13 protein-coding genes are annotated in these 12744 nt (G+C 62.5%); 4 read left to right on the top strand and 9 right to left on the bottom strand.

Annotation, left to right across the window (positions count from 1 at the left end):
* Positions 1-22: 22 nt before the first annotated feature.
* From WKV53_RS27025 to WKV53_RS27010, 4 genes are all read right to left on the bottom strand, one after another.
* Positions 23-1063 carry an SAM-dependent methyltransferase gene (locus tag WKV53_RS27025; protein WP_341407966.1) on the bottom strand — a complete coding sequence of 347 codons (1041 nt, stop codon included), beginning with the start codon at positions 1061-1063 and terminating at the stop codon, positions 23-25.
* A gap of 64 nt (positions 1064-1127) precedes the next feature.
* Positions 1128-1868 (bottom strand): hypothetical protein, encoded by a 741-nt coding sequence (locus tag WKV53_RS27020; RefSeq protein ID WP_341407965.1) that lies wholly within the window; start codon positions 1866-1868, stop codon positions 1128-1130.
* 122 nt (positions 1869-1990) lie between these two features.
* Positions 1991-3676, bottom strand: coding sequence for a hypothetical protein (locus WKV53_RS27015; protein WP_341407964.1), 1686 nt, complete (start codon positions 3674-3676; stop codon positions 1991-1993).
* Positions 3677-4075: 399 nt separating this feature from the next.
* Positions 4076-4507: an EF-hand domain-containing protein gene (locus WKV53_RS27010; protein ID WP_341407963.1), complete on the bottom strand. Its 432-nt coding sequence runs from the start codon at positions 4505-4507 to the stop codon at positions 4076-4078.
* Positions 4508-4625: 118 nt separating this feature from the next.
* Between WKV53_RS27010 and WKV53_RS27005 the strand changes: the two genes are divergently transcribed.
* Entirely contained in the window at positions 4626-5003 is a 378-nt protein-coding gene (locus WKV53_RS27005; protein ID WP_341407962.1) for an RNA recognition motif domain-containing protein, read from the top strand.
* Between the two features lie 6 nt (positions 5004-5009).
* Here WKV53_RS27005 and WKV53_RS27000 read toward each other — a convergent pair whose 3' ends face one another.
* Both WKV53_RS27000 and WKV53_RS26995 read right to left on the bottom strand, forming a co-directional pair.
* The gene (locus tag WKV53_RS27000; RefSeq protein ID WP_341407961.1) at positions 5010-5312 is read right to left on the bottom strand and encodes a hypothetical protein; all 303 of its coding nucleotides are present in this window, start codon (positions 5310-5312) and stop codon (positions 5010-5012) included.
* Positions 5313-5323: 11 nt separating this feature from the next.
* Positions 5324-6190, bottom strand: coding sequence for a hypothetical protein (locus tag WKV53_RS26995; protein WP_341407960.1), 867 nt, complete (start codon positions 6188-6190; stop codon positions 5324-5326).
* 144 nt (positions 6191-6334) lie between these two features.
* Here WKV53_RS26995 and WKV53_RS26990 point away from each other — a divergent pair, with 144 nt between their 5' ends.
* Entirely contained in the window at positions 6335-6913 is a 579-nt protein-coding gene (locus WKV53_RS26990) for a DNA-3-methyladenine glycosylase family protein (protein ID WP_341407959.1), read from the top strand.
* 6 nt (positions 6914-6919) lie between these two features.
* Here WKV53_RS26990 and WKV53_RS26985 read toward each other — a convergent pair whose 3' ends face one another.
* Positions 6920-7615: an EF-hand domain-containing protein gene (locus tag WKV53_RS26985; protein WP_341407958.1), complete on the bottom strand. Its 696-nt coding sequence runs from the start codon at positions 7613-7615 to the stop codon at positions 6920-6922.
* Positions 7616-7760: 145 nt separating this feature from the next.
* On the opposite strand from WKV53_RS26985, the gene WKV53_RS26980 reads away from it, so the two are divergent.
* Positions 7761-8693 carry an MBL fold metallo-hydrolase gene (locus WKV53_RS26980; protein ID WP_341407957.1) on the top strand — a complete coding sequence of 311 codons (933 nt, stop codon included), beginning with the start codon at positions 7761-7763 and terminating at the stop codon, positions 8691-8693.
* Between the two features lie 107 nt (positions 8694-8800).
* On the top strand, positions 8801-9310 hold the full coding sequence (locus tag WKV53_RS26975) for a YceI family protein (protein WP_341407956.1): 510 nt from the start codon (positions 8801-8803) through the stop codon (positions 9308-9310).
* 187 nt (positions 9311-9497) lie between these two features.
* Here WKV53_RS26975 and WKV53_RS26970 read toward each other — a convergent pair whose 3' ends face one another.
* The gene (locus tag WKV53_RS26970; RefSeq protein WP_341407955.1) at positions 9498-10397 is read right to left on the bottom strand and encodes a trypsin-like peptidase domain-containing protein; all 900 of its coding nucleotides are present in this window, start codon (positions 10395-10397) and stop codon (positions 9498-9500) included.
* Positions 10398-10439: 42 nt separating this feature from the next.
* Positions 10440-12497: a PDZ domain-containing protein gene (locus WKV53_RS26965; RefSeq protein ID WP_341407954.1), complete on the bottom strand. Its 2058-nt coding sequence runs from the start codon at positions 12495-12497 to the stop codon at positions 10440-10442.
* Between the last annotated feature and the right edge of the window lie 247 nt (positions 12498-12744).

Here is a 12744-nt window from a genome sequence, read left to right as displayed (position 1 = left end):
CATGCGAGATGCACGCTCCAGCTCAGGAAGCTTCGAAGAAGAAGGTAAACTCCTGCCGGTTGTAGGTCAGGTGGGTCTTGGCGATCAGGCTCAGGCCTGACGCCCTCGCGAACGCCTCTGCCGCCTTCATCAAATCGAGCATTTCCTGCGGCGTGTCCGCCCCGGCGGCTTTCAGGGTGAAGACGATCAGGCCGCCCGGATTCAGGCTGGCGGAGAGGCGGACCACCTGCCGGAGCGACGAGCGCGGGTCGCCGTTCATGTCGGAGAGCAGGGCGTCGAACGTGCCCTTCGGCTGGTAGGCATCGACGTCTGCCCGGACGAAGGTCAGGCCCTCGGCCCGGTCCAGCCGGGAATCGAGCGCGGCCTTATCGATGGCGGTCACCCGGAAGCCCCGATTAAGCAGCTCCGCCGTCATCCCGCCCGGGCTGGCTCCCAGCTCCAGCCAGTGAGCCGCCGCCGGCAATCCCGGCCGGTGGAGTTTCAGGTAATGCAGCGCCTCGGCGATCTTCGCGCCGGCCCGGCTGATGGCCTCGCTCTGGCGGATGAACTTGGTGCCGCCGGGGTAGAAGCCATTCGCCGCCCGGGGACTCTGCATCCCGGAATACAGGCCTTCCTTGCCGATCAGGCAGAAAAGGGTCTCCGCCTCCGGGTCCTGTGCTTCCACCTCGGCCACCGGCAGGGATGGGAAGAGCTGGAGCACGCGCCCGCGGAGATTCGTTGCGAGGTGCTTGTAGTAAGGATGCGGCGCGCCGGGCTGGAGTGGGCCGGTGAAAAGCGCCTGCGGGGAGCGGTCGCCGAATTTCTTCAGCATGCCCTGCGCGGCCTTTTCCACGAAGCCGTCCATCTTCTGGGGGCAACAGGGCCAGGCGTGATCCACTGGTAGATTCCAGCCGGTGAAGATCGACCACTCCGAATCCTGAAGAGCCGCCGGGTCGGCCAGCCGGGCGAGGTAGTAGTCTCCACCGAGCCGTTTTTGCAGCGCGGCGCCAAGGCCCGCCAGGATCTCCGGAGCGAAGGCCCCGAAGACATCGGGGATGCGGATCAGCCAAGGCGTGTTCGACATGCCCGTGTCCTGCGGCGAAGCGGCGGAAATCACAACCCTTTCCGGCTGCCCTCCAGAAACGGGCCTACTCCGCTTCCTCATCCTTCTCCATCACTTCCACGTTCTCGGCGGACAGCTCGCCCTTTTTGCCTGCTTTGGCCGTGAACCGGAGCTGGATCGAGACCGAAGGGTCATCCTCCGATTTGAAGACGTCGGCCACGGCACCGAGAGTCACCCGACCCTTCGAGTCGACCGACTGCTTCCACAGGGTGACCTCGTAGGATTTCTCGAACTTCTCGCGGGTAACCTTGTAGTTCCGTTCCGCCACGATCCGGAGTTGCTCATTCACAACCGGCCGCAGGTCCATGGTGGAGGCGATGGCCTTTCCGTCCAAAAGATAAAGCCTGGCAGACGCGGTGCCCAATCGCCAAGACTGCACCTCGATCAAATACTTGCTGTCTTCCGACCACGCGACCCGGTAGCTCTCGTGGTTGTATTTGGCCCGTGTTCCGAAGTGATTCCCGACCAAGAAATCCACCGCCCTGTCCTTCTTGAGGTCGACCAGAAAGTTGGCGAGTGCCAGCTCCTCAGGCTCAAACGAAAAGCCGAGTGACTGGTCGTCATAGCGCTCAGCATACCGTGACCAATCCACCGGCTCGGCCTGATTCAGTCCGACCGCCACCGCCATTCTCCCATCCGGGGAAGTGGTGTCTTCCACGACCTTGCAAAAGGTCGATGCCGGGGCTTCCGGCAGCTTCTGGGAAACGTTCGCTCCGCAACTGCAGAGCAAGCAGGTGATCCATCCGGTGGCTTTCCAAAGATTCACGGGCGCAGACTGGGAGCGCGAGCTGGGGAGTCAAGGAGGCGCGAAAAACCCGGCGGGCCATCCAGCCCGCCGGGTCGTTCGTTGTCAGAGCTAAATCAAATCAAGCCGATGATCAGAGCGGATCAGCCTTTGTTCCCCTTGTTGGGTTTCTCGGGCTTTTCCGGCTTCTCAGGTTTTTCCGGCTTTTCGGGTTTGCCCGGATTCTCCGGTTTTTCGGGCTTCTCGGGTTTCTCAGGCTTTTCCGGTTTCTGCGGCTTTTCTGGTTTCTCGGGCTTCTCCGGTTTTTCGGGATGGCCGTCCTTGCCGACGTTCGACTGCGCGGCGCCGGTCTGCAGGGCTTGGGCCTCGCTCGAGTCGATGGTGCCTTCGCGCAGCAGGCGCTTGATCAGCTTGCCGGTATTGGAAACGAACTCGCCGTGGTTCTTCCAGCCGCGTCCGGGCTCGAGCGCGGCGAACAGGTCGGCGAGCGAGCAGCCCTCTTCGTCGACGACGTTTTCCACGCCGGTGTCGACGTCACCGAAGACCACCGTGGGATCGAGGATCGAGTTCGGGCAGTGGTCTTCCGCATCGGGCACGCCATCGCCATCGGTATCCACGACGGGGACGCCTTCGCCGTAGACGTGGACGGCACCGCCTTCCGCCAGCGGTTCGCCAAAGGCGAAGCCGAAGCCGGGAAGCACGGTGATGGCCGAGCCGAGGCCGCCGACCGCGGACGCAGCGTCGTAGCTGACCGGCTCGGGAGCCGTGGGATCCGGGATCACGTCCACCTTCGGCAGCGGGGTCGCGCCGGGATAGCCGACGAGCATTTCCGTGGTGCCATTGCCATCGAGATCGAAGACGCCACCGGGAACCACTGGCAGGTTCGCTGCCGCACCCGCGAGGCTGAGATTGGTGACGGTGGTGAGGTCCGTGCCCGAGACGAGGAAGGCGCTGCCGCCCGAACCGGAGCCGACGATGAGGTCGGCCACGCCGTCGGCATTGCGGTCATCCACGCCGCCGAGCTTCGCGCCCAGCTTGGCACCGGCCACGGTGCCGAAGATCGAGGTGAACTCGCCGCCATCGGCGCTGATGAGAAGTTGCACGCGGCCTTTGCCACCGTCAGCAGCAGGGCCACCGACCGCGAGATCGAGCAGGCCATCGGCATTCACGTCCGCCACCGGGGCGATCGAGGTACCGAACTGGGTGTCGGGGATATCCGCCGTGAGGAAGAGGATTTCCGCGCCATCGCCACCGGAAGCGATGGCGACCGCGCCATCGGACGTGGACGAGCCGGGAGCGCCGATGAAGAGGTCATCCTTGCCATCGGCATTCTGGTCGCCGGCATTCGCGAGCGCCGCCCCGTAGAGCGAGCCCGCTTCCGGGGACGCCGCGGTGATCGTGCGGAGCAGCGAGCCATCGATGCCGGAGTAGATCGAGACCGAGCCGATGCCGCCGGTGGCGCCGACCGCGAGGTCAGCGGTGCCGTCGCCATTGGCATCCAGCGTGGCTAGCGCGGTGCCGAAGGCTTGGCCAGCGGCCGGGGTGCCGAGCAGAGTGTGGAGCACGGAGCCGGTGGCACCGCTCACGATTTGGACTTGGCCGGAGCCAGCAAGGCCGGCCTGGGTGTAGCCGGGATCACCGATTGCGAGGTCAGGAATGCCATCGGCATCCATGTCGCCCAAGGCTGCCAGCGCTGCACCGAGCCGGCCGTTTTCAGCGGCCGCGGGGACGGTGTAGAGCAGGGAGGCCCCAAAGACGGGAGATGCCATGGCCGTGGCTCCAGCCACGGCAATCATGGTTCGCAGGGGTGTAGGGAACAGCAGTTTCATGTGTGTGGGACTGTGGGTGTTAGACAGTGTCTCAGGGTGAATGAGACCCTTAATCTAAAAGGAATTTCAAGAATTCCGTCAATGGTTAGATTGATGGTTAAGTTTTCCTAACAAGCTGATCCCGTAGGACTTCCCGGCTGATCCTAGCGCCCAAGCCGAAGGCGTGACCGGACTCTCCAAGCCAATCCAATTGTCGTCACAAAAACGGCAAGGGAACGTGGAAACGAAGCTGGGGATGGATGGGATTTTTGAAATTGGCTGCGGGCTTCTGGCGCGAGCCGTCAGAGATCCACTCCCCTGCTCCCATCCCCGCTCAAACAAGAAACGGCCGCCGGAAATCCGGCGGCCGTTAAAATCATGGGATGGTCAAAAAGCACCGATCGCCGATGCCCGCTGCCCTCAGCGGACGTAGTCGAGCGCCTTGGCGCGGGCGGCTTGGAATTCCACCAAGGTCACCGAGCCATCGCCGTTCTTGTCGGCCTCCTTGAAGGGCGCTGTCAGGGTCTTCTTCACGCCGGCGCTGGAGCGAGCCTCCTGCAGGGTGATCTTGCCGGAGCCGCTGGTGTTGATCTTGTGGAAGCCTTCCTTGGTGCCGCCATTGGCCAGGAACTCCTTCTCGGAGATCACCGAGTCCTTGTTCGTGTCGTAGCGGGCGAACATCTCGCCGATCATGTGGGAGTCATACTCCGGGCGGGAGACCTTGCCATTGCCGTCCAGATCGGCGCTCTTGAAGGATGCCTCCGCGCTCGGTGTGGAACTCTTACTCGTGGTGGCGCAGCTGCTGAACGAAAGGGCGGCAGCGAAGCAAAGCAGACCGGATACGCATTTCATGGCGGTGTAAGATGACCGGAAACCGGGCTCCCCGGTCAATCCATTTCAACGGGCTGATCCGCCATCCGAGGGAAATGCCTCGTGTCCGGCCCGTCACCCGCCTTACCCTTCTCCCGGCATGATCGTCCTCATCCGCAATATCGACCGCAACATCACCGAAGAACACGTCCGCCGGATGCTCGACCAGTACGGCAAGGTGCGGACCTTCGACCTGGTGATGGACAAGGCCACCGGCAAGTCGAAGGGCTTCGGCTTCGCCGACATGCCGTCGATCGATCAGGCGGAAGCGATGATCAAGGGACTGAATGGCACGCAGCTCGGCGGTGAGAAGCTGCGCGTGAAGCGCGCCGCCGCCTCCTCCCTGCTCGGGACGAGTGAACCACGGCCAAAAACCGCGGAGAAGAAGAGCTATTTCGCGAAGAAGGCGGCGAAGAAAACCGCGAAGAAGGCTCCCCGGAAATTCACCGGAAAGCGCGCGCCGCGGCGGGAGGGCTGACGGGCTTCAGACATCCCGGGCAATCAGCCAACCGAGTCGATTGCTTCCCGCATAGAGGAAGGCTCCAAGCAAAATGGTGCCTCCGCCGACGACGTAGAGAGTCGCCGCCAACTTCGCGAACGGTGTGGCAAGAAGGCCTAGCTTCTGGTTCTCGCTAGGCGGGACGTCAAAGAGCGCAGCCATATTCGAGGTCATTTGGTCTCCTTCCACGTGAATGAACACACCTTTGGCAATCAGGACGATGCCATAGACGGCCACTCCCAGCGCGATGAAGCGAAGGAGGATGGTGCTGAGGGCGGTAGGGGTCATGATACCAAGTCTCAAGGCTTAGCGATCGTCGCCGTGCGGCTCATGGTCACCGGACCGGTGATCTTCATCTTCATTCCCGGACCAGCCTGGCCATCCATGTCAAGGGTGGCGGACATCTTGGAGTCAAGGTCCACGAGATCCTCAAGCGAGCGGTGAACGACGACCTCTCCCTTCATCTTGATGCTCAGGGTCGGCTCGTCTCCCTCTTTCACGGTGGTGCCGGAGAGATCCAAGGTGGACTTCAGCACCGCGCAGGAGGTGCCTTGGAGTTCCTTCACCTCGACGAACTCGACGACGAAGCTGCCCTTCAGGTCCTTCGCTCCGCCAAAGCTCGGCAACTTCGCCAAGTCCACGTCCCATTTGTCACCCGGCTTGCGCGGGGCATCGCCATAGATGGCAAGTGCCTCCCTGTCGTTGCCATCCTTCTCCAGCTCGTCCAATGCGGCTTTTTGTTCCGGGGTCGCCTCTCCTTTTTCCAGCGTCACGGTGCACTTGCCATCCTTCTCTTCGATGATCACGGGCAGCCCCTGCAGTGGGTCCGTCTTCTCGGGCCCAGGCTGCTCATTCTCCATGACCACCATCCGGCTCTCGCTCGTCTTGCTGGTGAGAGTGCGGCGGACTTTCACCGGGGAAATGATCTCAAAGACCTCGTTCGCGACCTCCTTGTTCGATACCTTGCCCGGGATCTTCTTTTCGCCCATCTCCAGGGTAAGGCCCGCTTCATTCATTTCACGGACCGTGGCCTGGGTGACCGATTTGCCTGTCAACGACGGGCTATTGGTATGGTCCTTCCGGGCGAGCACGAAGGCGTCCGCGGCGAGCGAAACGGGGCAGGCAAGGATGGCGGCGAGAAGGACGAGCGAGGCGCGGATCTTCATTTGCCGTAGAGATAACTTTCCGAGGGGAACGGTGAGAAGAAGATTCGCGACGATTGACGCCGGGCGCTGGCTGCGCAGGGATAGGGCACGATGAACGTGGATCACTCGAAGGCCGTGGCGCGCTTGCAACGAAGCTGCCCCTCCATGAAGGCTCTGGTCCGTCGCGTGGGACCTTGCCTGCTGGAGATCGAGAGCAGTCGCACGCCCTTCCAATCCCTGGTCAATGCGGTGGCGCACCAGCAGCTCCACGGCAAGGCGGCACAGACGATCCTAGGGCGCTTCCGCGGGCTCTTCGGCGGCCGCTTTCCCGGACCACAGGCACTCGACAAGGTGACGGATGAGCAGCTGCGTGCCGTGGGCTTTTCACGGGCAAAGGCTGCTGCCATCCGCGATATCGCCGAGAAGACCTTGTCCGGAGTGGTGCCGGGCTCGAAGGCCATCGCGGCGCTTCCGGATGAAGAGATCATCGAGCGGCTCACCCAAGTGCGCGGCGTGGGACGCTGGACGGTGGAGATGCTGCTGATCTTCACGCTCGGCCGTCCGGACGTGTGGCCGGTGGATGACTTCGGCGTGCGCGCCGGCTACAAGATCGCCTACGACCTCGACGAGATGCCGAAGCCGAAGGAGCTGTTGGAACTCGGCGAGCGGTTTCGACCGCACCGGTCGATTGCCGCGTGGTATCTGTGGCGTGCCACGGATATGAACCGGTCGCCGGAAGCTTGAGGTATTTCAAGGATTGGAGCCGCGCTTACCCGGATTCCACTCGTCACGGGTGAGCACGCCGTCGTCGTTGCGGTCGTACTTGTCGAACTTCTTCATCACCACCGCAAATTTCGTGGAGGGCGGATAGACGCCGGCGAATTCGTCTGGCGTGAGATCGTCGCTGCCATCCAGATCGGCGAGGTCGAACTTCCTCGGGCGGCCATTCGAATCATCCGGCAGGTTGTCGTTCTTGTAGACATTCCACTCGGCAAGCGAGACGAGATCATCGTCATCGGTGTCCGCCTTCAGGAAGCGGGCGCGAATTTCGATCAACGGCTTCTTGCCCGCGAGCGTGGTGGCGAATTCCTCAAGCGTGAGGAAGCCGCTTGAGTCAGCATCCGCCGCATTGAACTTCGCGGTATCATCGTTCTCGTTTTCCGGCAGCGTGTCGTCCTTGTAGACGAGCCACTCTGCGAGCGTCACGAGATCATCGTTGCTGGTGTCGGCCTTGTTGAACTTTTCGAGGATCTTCGCCTCGCGGGTGCCGCCGGAAAAGGTGGTGCGGAATTCAGCCAGCGTAAGTGCGCCACTGTCATCGGCATCCGCCGTTTCAAACTTGGCGGTATCGTTCGCCGGGCCGTCATCTCCTCCACGGGCGAAAGCAGGTGTGGAGAGAAGCACTGCCAAAGCCGCAGCGGGAAAAAGAGAAAGAGGCGTCTTCATGGGCTGGGATATCACCGAAAAAGGATCTCGGGGCAAGGATCGCATTCTATTGCCGTCGCGAAATCTGGCAATCTAACCGACTCATTGCGAACTGCACTTGCGCCCACCGGAATTGCGGCTTCGGTGTGGTCTCCCGCTTGCCGCCATGGGCACCTTCACCAATCCCTGGATCCAAGAAGAACACGGCTTCGGCGACGTGCTGCGCTGGAAGCTTGGGATCGCGCCGAAGGATCCGCCCTCGGGTGCTCCCGATGAACCGGCGGCCACGGTCCGGATGATATTGGAAGATGCTCCTGTACGTGGCTGGCGGGTCACCTGGCTCGGCCATGCATCCTTTCTCCTGCAGACCGCGGGAAAGAACCTGCTGGTGGATCCGGTCTTCTCGGACTATTGCGCACCGCTGCCTTTGCCGTCGCTCAAGCGCTTGGTTCCGCCGCCGTGCTGGATCGATCAACTTCCCGGAATCGATGCCGTGCTGCTCACTCACTCGCACTACGATCATCTCGATCTGCCAAGCTTGCGGAGCATCGGATCGCGGACTCCACTCATGGTGCCAGAAGGTCATTCCCCATGGTTGAAGAGGAAGGGATTCCCTGACGTCACGGAACTGCCGTGGTTTGCTTCCGCTGAGGTCGTCCCCGGCATCCGCGTCACCGCCACGCCGGGACAGCACTTCACGGCGCGCACGCCCTTCGATCGCAACAGAGCCCACTGGTGTGGATGGCTGTTAGAAAGCGGTGGAGTGAAGCTCTGGCACACCGGCGACAGCGGCTGGTGCCCGGCTTTCCGCGAGATCGTTGAGAAGCTGGGACCGATCGACTTCGGCATGATTCCCATCGGCGCCTATTCGCCGCGGTGGTTCATGAGGCCGATGCACATGAACCCGGAAGAAGCGGTGCAGGTTTTTGAAGAAACACGCTGCAAGCGTGCCGTGGCGATGCACTGGGGCACCTTCCGCCTCACCGATGAACCGCTTGGCGAGCCACCTTTGCGACTCGCCGCGGAGTTGGAACGAAGGGGCATTGAGGCCGACCGCTTTATGATTGGCCGGGTCGGTGAATCGTGGTCGGTTGAGTAGCGGCGTCCACTTTGGGTTGAAGTTTGTCCGGGACGAACGCCGGGATCGAGTAGAAGGTAGTGCAAGCAAATCCCCGCAACGCCATGAAGCTACTCCTCTGCTCCCTCATGTCATTCCCCCTCCTGGCCACCGCCGGAACGCTGAAGGTGGACAAGGCAAAGAGCCGTATCCAGGTCGATGCCAAGGCCACCGGACACGAATTCACCGGCACCCTTTCCGACTTCTCGGCAAAGATCACCGGTGATGACACCACGCTCAAGCCGACCGGTGTCGATCTCACGTGGAAATTCGCCGACCTGAAAACCAGCGAAGAGAAACGCGACCAGGAAATGATCAAGTGGCTCGGTGGCGGCGCACCGGAAGGCAGCTTCACCTTCACCAAAACGTGGACTGACAAGGGCAAGAATTACGCGATGGGCAATCTCAAGATCCACGGCATCACGAAAGCGATCTCATTTCCCTACACCACGCAGAAGGATGGCGACTGGGTCACCATCGATGGCACCGCCACGCTGGACTACGAAGACTTCGGCCTGCCGATCATCCGGACGATGGCCGTGATGACGGTGAACCCGAAGCTGGCCGTGAGGTTTCATCTGGTGGGCTCGATCAAGTAGCGCCCTGAGCGTGGCAGGAACCTCCTCGTTTTCGTCGGTCGGGGCTCTTACATCCCTAATGCTGGTCTGAAGACCGACTCTCTGGAAGGCCTGTGACGAAGGAACAAAACAAAAGCCGCCCGGGTTTTCCGCGGGCGGCTTTGTTCTTTAGATCGAAACGTGGTAGCTGTTAGACAGTTCGCTTCACTCACTCGCCTTCCTTCTTGTCGGCAGGCTTGGCTTCAGCGGGCTTCTCCTCGGCTGGCTTCTCTTCCGCCTTTGGAGCTTCGACCGGCTTCGCGTCCTTCGCCTGTTCGGCGACCTTGGCGATGTCGGCGGCGGGAAGGATGACGGGCGAGACCTGGATCTGGCCGCTGCGGGAGGAGTTGCCCTTCGGATTCCGCAGCACGGAGACGCCGAGCAGCTTGCCGTTGGCGAGATACACCGGGCAGCCGATGGTGTCCGTGTTGACGCGATAGAAAGTGCGCGGACGGGTTGTGACGCCGGAGATCTCGGTGGTGATCAGGCTGGCTTCGCGGTTGAGCGATTCATCGAGGCGGCCGAGCGCGATGCACTCGTCCAGCACCTCGCCCTTGGCGGAGTCGGCGAGACTGATGGACTGCAGTTCGACGCCCTTGGCCTCCTCGCTGTCCATGCGGATCTTGATGAAGGCCAGGCCGAGGTCGGCATCCTTCAGCACGAGATCGGCCGGGATCTCCGAGCCGTCGGAGGTGATGACCTTCACTTCCTTGATCTCGGAGTTCGACCTCAGCTTGATGACACCCATCGGCGTATTGACGGTCTGGCCGTCCATCACGGATGATTTGTCGAGGCCGCCGAGCGCGGTGACGATCATGCCGCTCTTGGCGTCGATGACGGTGCCGGTGACCTCGCTCTTCTCTTCCTTTTCCTGGGCGGCGAGCGCGGCCTTGATCTGGGCGGGCACCTCGCCCTCGGTGGTCATGCTGGTCTTGGCGAGAACGGAGAGCCAGACGATGGCGTCCTTATGCTCGGCGGAGAGCTTCTTGCCGATGTCGCGAAGGTCAGCGGTGGAAGCGGAGGCGAGAGCGGTGGTCGCTGCAAGGGCGAGGGCGATGGTGCGGAACATGGTCAGAGATGGAAGATAGTGGATGATCGATGGGAGGTGAGATTACCAGCGGGGTTCGATTTCGAGGAACCACGTGCGCGGGCCGCGGCGGATGCCGAAGACGACACTGCGCGGTTTGCTATCCCGGAGCGAGAGCAGTTTCGCCTTGAGGGCATCGATTTCATTCATCGGTGCACCGTCGATGGTGAGGATCACATCATCCGGAGCGAGTCCGCCGAGGGCGGCCCAACCGCTGGGCTCCACCTTCAGCACCGACATGCCGGCCGGCTCCTGCTCCAGGTCCTCCTTCATCTTGTCCTTCTGCGCGGTGGAAAGCTGGCGGGCGGTGAACTCGAAGAGTTCGTCCTTGTACTCGCGCAGCTCGCTATCGTCGATCGGTCGGGCGGCGAGCGAGACATTCCACGTCTGCGGCTGGCCATCGCGCATGCCGGTGAGCTCCACGGTGGCGTCCACAGGATAGGCCAGGATGAGCTCGGGAAAGACCTCGGAGTCTTCCGGACGGCGAGCGTTGATCACCTTGCCATCGAGCTTCAGCAATAGGTCGCCCTCCAACAAACCCGCGCGCTTCGCCGGGGAATCCGGCGCAAGCGAGGTGATGCGCACGCCCTTCTTGCCAGCGATGCCCATCGCGGTTGCGAGCTCATCGGTGATGACCTGGGTGGCGAGACCCATCCATGCCTTCTCGGCCAGGCGCGGCTTCACCGGCTCCTTCGGCGGGCCGACCTTCACCACGGTGGCGTAGTGCTGGCGATCCCGCTCGAACTCGACCAGCAGCGGCTTCGGTTCGGTGATGTCCTTGACGAAATCGGTGGTGAAGGCGATCAGCTCGGCGCGGCTCTTCACCGGCTTGCCGCCTACCTTCGTGATCACATCGCCGCCGCGCAGGGGTGGCTTCGCTTCCGCCGAAGGACCACCGGCGCGGGTGGTATCGACGAGCACGCCGTCCTTGTTGTCGCGCGATTTCTCAAGCGCGGAGACCAGCGTGAAGTCGCGGGTGGTCAGGCCCCACTCGCGCAGCTCGGCTTCCTTGTCGAGGGTCGGTTCGCGGAGCACGGTGGTGAGCTTCCAGGTATGTGGCTGGCCATCGTGCATGCCGGCGAGGGTGACCTCGGTGCCCGGCTTGGTGTTGAGGACCATCGCATTGAAAATCGGCAGGTCTTCCGCGGCGTGGCAATCCGGCAGCGGCGTGTCCTGATAGGCGGTGATGAAGTCACCCGGCTTGATGCCGGCCTGATCGGCCGGGCTGCCTTTCCAGATGGATGCCACCAGTGCTCCCTTCTGGTTCGCCATGCTGCGGAGGAGCGCTTGCGGTTCCAGGCCGATCCAGCTGCGCGTGACGTGGCCCCGATCGATCAGCTCGGCCGCGACCTTCTTCGCGAGGTTCGAGGGAATCGCGCCGCCGAGGCTGGCGATGCCCACTTCATTCACGCCGACGATTTCGCCGGCCGGATTGACCAAGGGACCGCCGCTGTTGCCGGGATAGATGATCGCATCGTGGCCGATCCAACGGACCAGCTCGCCGACCTTTTCGCCATCGAGCGTCAGGCCGATCTGGTGGCGTGGCACGATCATCTCGGTATTCGCCACGATGCCGCGGGTGACCGATTGCGAAAGCCCGCCCGGACTGCCCATGGCGAAGACGAGGTCGCCGGTCTTGAGCTTATCCGAATCGCCGAAGCCCGCCACAGCCAGCGGCTGGTCCTTGAAACGGCGGGTGCTCAGGTCGAGCTTCAGGATGGCGAGGTCGGCGAGCGCGTCGGTGCCCACCAGCGTGGCGTCGACCTCATCGTGATTGGAAAGCGTGCAGACGAAGCGGGTGCCGCGGCCGGCGACGTGGTGATTCGTCAGCACGTGGCCCTCGGGCGAAATGATCGTGCCGGAGCCGCTACCCTGCATCTTCTTCATCGTCCCATCGGCCCCCTCTTCCATGACCACATAAATGCGGACCAGCGCGGGATAGACCTTGTTGATCGCGTCGGACACCTCGGGCGCTGGCACCGGCACCGCGGGCGCGGCAGCGTCCTGGGAAAAGACGGGCAAAGTCTGGCAAGTCGCGAGAGCGAGCACCAGCAAGGCGGAACGGCAGGTCGTGGCGGTCATGAGGGAACGGGTGATCTGATTGGGAGAGTCGCCTTGTAGCGTCCGGGGAAAGTCCGCTTGTTCAAGTTAATCCGCACTTTCCCGCTCATGATGGCCCACGGCCCGGCCCGTTTTCGTGGGTCGGCGGAATTCCCGTATTCCCGAATGCATCTATACGGGAATTAAGGGAATGGCCTAGGTGCCGCGGCTCTGGATCCCGCCGGATTCCGATATTCCGGTATGCCTAGGAGGGCGGAAAAGCGGAATC

The sequence above is a fragment of the Luteolibacter sp. Y139 genome (assembly GCF_038066715.1).
Taxonomy (GTDB): domain Bacteria; phylum Verrucomicrobiota; class Verrucomicrobiia; order Verrucomicrobiales; family Akkermansiaceae; genus Haloferula; species Haloferula soli.
This window is presented reverse-complemented; position numbering and strand designations above follow the sequence as displayed.

What these genes read in the sequence shown, in the direction of transcription:
- WKV53_RS27025 (WP_341407966.1), bottom strand. Translation starts at nt 1,063, where the DNA reads ATGTCGAACACGCCTTGGCTGATCCGCATCCCCGATGTCTTCGGGGCC.
- WKV53_RS27015 (WP_341407964.1), bottom strand. Translation starts at nt 3,676, where the DNA reads ATGAAACTGCTGTTCCCTACACCCCTGCGAACCATGATTGCCGTGGCT.
- WKV53_RS27010 (WP_341407963.1), bottom strand. Translation starts at nt 4,507, where the DNA reads ATGAAATGCGTATCCGGTCTGCTTTGCTTCGCTGCCGCCCTTTCGTTC.
- WKV53_RS27005 (WP_341407962.1), top strand. Translation starts at nt 4,626, where the DNA reads ATGATCGTCCTCATCCGCAATATCGACCGCAACATCACCGAAGAACAC.
- WKV53_RS27000 (WP_341407961.1), bottom strand. Translation starts at nt 5,312, where the DNA reads ATGACCCCTACCGCCCTCAGCACCATCCTCCTTCGCTTCATCGCGCTG.
- WKV53_RS26995 (WP_341407960.1), bottom strand. Translation starts at nt 6,190, where the DNA reads ATGAAGATCCGCGCCTCGCTCGTCCTTCTCGCCGCCATCCTTGCCTGC.
- WKV53_RS26990 (WP_341407959.1), top strand. Translation starts at nt 6,335, where the DNA reads ATGAAGGCTCTGGTCCGTCGCGTGGGACCTTGCCTGCTGGAGATCGAG.
- WKV53_RS26985 (WP_341407958.1), bottom strand. Translation starts at nt 7,615, where the DNA reads ATGAAGACGCCTCTTTCTCTTTTTCCCGCTGCGGCTTTGGCAGTGCTT.
- WKV53_RS26980 (WP_341407957.1), top strand. Translation starts at nt 7,761, where the DNA reads ATGGGCACCTTCACCAATCCCTGGATCCAAGAAGAACACGGCTTCGGC.
- WKV53_RS26975 (WP_341407956.1), top strand. Translation starts at nt 8,801, where the DNA reads ATGTCATTCCCCCTCCTGGCCACCGCCGGAACGCTGAAGGTGGACAAG.
- WKV53_RS26970 (WP_341407955.1), bottom strand. Translation starts at nt 10,397, where the DNA reads ATGTTCCGCACCATCGCCCTCGCCCTTGCAGCGACCACCGCTCTCGCC.
- WKV53_RS26965 (WP_341407954.1), bottom strand. Translation starts at nt 12,497, where the DNA reads ATGACCGCCACGACCTGCCGTTCCGCCTTGCTGGTGCTCGCTCTCGCG.